The 2,444-nt window shown below is 52.6% G+C and carries 4 protein-coding genes; all 4 read right to left on the bottom strand.

The window, feature by feature from the left end:
- Positions 1–210 precede the first annotated feature (210 nt).
- On the bottom strand, positions 211–807 hold the full coding sequence (locus ACR0CG_RS23690; RefSeq protein ID WP_480527948.1) for a hypothetical protein: 597 nt from the start codon (positions 805–807) through the stop codon (positions 211–213).
- 195 nt (positions 808–1,002) lie between these two features.
- On the bottom strand, positions 1,003–1,314 hold the full coding sequence (locus tag ACR0CG_RS23685) for a hypothetical protein (protein WP_170428344.1): 312 nt from the start codon (positions 1,312–1,314) through the stop codon (positions 1,003–1,005).
- Between the two features lie 144 nt (positions 1,315–1,458).
- A complete protein-coding gene (locus ACR0CG_RS23680; RefSeq protein ID WP_170428341.1) occupies positions 1,459–1,623 on the bottom strand; it encodes a hypothetical protein in 165 nt (54 codons plus the stop codon).
- The coding region (locus ACR0CG_RS23675) for a hypothetical protein (RefSeq protein WP_480527946.1) at positions 1,616–2,444 on the bottom strand (829 nt) is incomplete at its 5' end. The genes ACR0CG_RS23680 and ACR0CG_RS23675, both read right to left, overlap by 8 nt.

The following is a 2,444-nucleotide window of genomic DNA, read 5'->3' as shown; positions in this document are numbered from 1 at the left end:
GAATGTCTGGTTTGGGCTGGTTGCGGTCAACCATGCTTATCGTAGAGACTGGTAGTACATGGTTCCGCAGAGCAGTGTTGGGGAAATGCTTATCCGGGACGCTTTGGTTCCTAGCAGGAGAGGCGCTTAGAAGAAGCGCGCACTACTACAACAACAGTCGCCATAGACTTCTTATGTTAAACTTTGGGTAATGGCGGCAGGTAAGCTGTACTAGCGGTCTGGGTCTGTATCGAGTTTGCCCCAGAGATCATCAACCAGATCTGAGAAGCCATCATTCGAGGCCTCCTTGTGCAGTAGACCAGCTCTTCGCCGGCGTTCGACCTCGGCCATTAGTTCTTCCTGTGTGGCTGTCTCAACCACATCACATCGAAGAGCTTCAATCTCGTCCGCTGTCCACGACTCAAATTTGTCAGCGTAAAAGCCCAGGGAAAACGGCTCGTCATCAGAAATCTGCTTGATCACAGCATTCCAGTCTTCGCTCTGGTTCGATTCCTTTTCGACCCTCTCATCTAGTTCGCGGATAGACTTGCGGATCATCGGCAGCAGCTCTGCCTCAACGCTTTCTTCGCCCGCGCCGGTCCCCGCAAGCCAAAGGTCTGCGATCTTGCGGACGAGCCTCCAGACCGTCTGATTTCGAGGGTGGCCCTTAATCCGGCCGCCTAGACCTTTTTCTTGAATGCCAAACCGCTCGGCAGCACGTTCGTTCATCCGGATATTGTAATCGGACACGTCCGCGAGTTCTGAATCGTTCTCAGCCACAGCTCGGGCGACCTCTTGATCACCAACATAGACAACCACCTTCAACATCCCGCTACCCCTTCCTTCGCCGGTTCATCACTCGGTCCAGGTGGCTGTAGTCCAGATCTCGCATGATCCTTTGCACTCGCTCTGGATCGACTTCGCGATCTTTTCCAGCGGTGTAGACGATGTGTCTGACGTAGATCGCCAATGCGACAATGATCACGGCGGATAAGATCAAGCTGAAATGCTCGGGCCCCATCACTAAGTCTTCTTCCTCGGGTCTTCAATCCCGAGGTCGTCGAACACGTTGCCGCTACCATCAGTGATCTCGACATCATCGTCGTCAGTCACTAGATCCCAGGTGTTCTCTTTGACCCATTCATCCCGCCATTTGGGCGCGTCGGCCGGACGCTGTGCAAAATCGGCGATTTGCTCGAAAATCATTTTGCGCAATGCAAGCCAGACCTCCGGACCCTCTTTGCGACGAGCTTGCAACTCTGCGATCAAGTCATTCAGAGGAACATCCTGTAACGGGCGCCCGAAGATCTCTTCTTCTGAAAAATCATCTGTCATCGCTCAACATCCTCGACACTGATCGTCAAGACTAAGATCTTGTTTGGTTTTACAGTGATCTCTTTTCCTTCAATCTCTCGAAGTTTGCCGTTCACCAAAGTCTCGCAGATTACGAAAATTGGGATTTCCTCTTCTGTAGTCTCGTCACTCATCTGGCTTACCCTGCGGATCAGGCACCTTTCGAGACCGGATCTCATCCGAGGTAATCGGCTTGGTTAGTTTTGCTCGACCAGCCGCAATTTCAGCCTCCCGAAGCCTAAGCAAACGCAAGGTTTGTTCATCCAGCTCAACGTCGTCGTCATCACCCATCAGACTTCTCCCGAGTACAATAACAGTGAGAACAGAGCACTTGAGACCTGTCGGCTGTCCGAACGATGTCACCAACGTGGCCACACTCTTCACACGTCACACCGCATCGAAACTTCATCCAGTCAGCGTACTCCTGAATGAGATCGTGGTATCGACTGAAACCGATGGAAATCTTGCCATCCTGGCCTTTCTTAATATCCGAGATCTGAATAGTTCCAGGGTCCAGTGCCCTGAAATCCTGACTGAAGGAAAGCTTGTGGAGTGCTTGCGAAATCATCACGAGCCAGCCCTTTCCGACAGCAGGAACAAGAGATGCGCAATCCGGAGAAACGAGGTCTGGATAGTTTTTCACAATGTCCAGCCTCAGGCTGTCGGGCCAGGATTCTTCGGCGCCCTCAAATCGCCGCCGCAGAGCATCATTGTAGCACCAGCTGCAAAGCGTCGTCACAAACCCAAGGATGGTCTGGCGTTGGGCAGAATTAGAACAACCTTCACAGGTTTGCTCAATCTGAGCGACACGCCATTGAATCTCTTCACTCGTAGCCTGGTTGCAGCCTGGGCCCTCATAGACGCGCATGCCTCCCAATTTCTGTTTGATCTGAACGATGGACGGGTGTTCATCACCAAACAGGTCGGGCTGCTCGTCGATCAACCTCTTCACTTTCTCAAGTGCAAGCGTAAGCTGCTCCACCCACCCGGCACGATACTCACCAAGCTGCTTGAAGACGCTTCGATGAATATCATTCCAGTCGACAACACTGCCCATCACTGACCTCCGGGCCCGCGCCTCTTTGAGATCGTGTGAAACCTCCGCCATAGCA

It is taken from the genome of Ruegeria sp. AB8 (genome assembly GCF_056542605.1).
Note: the sequence above shows the minus strand (reverse complement) of the source record. Positions and strands in the feature narration are given on the sequence as shown.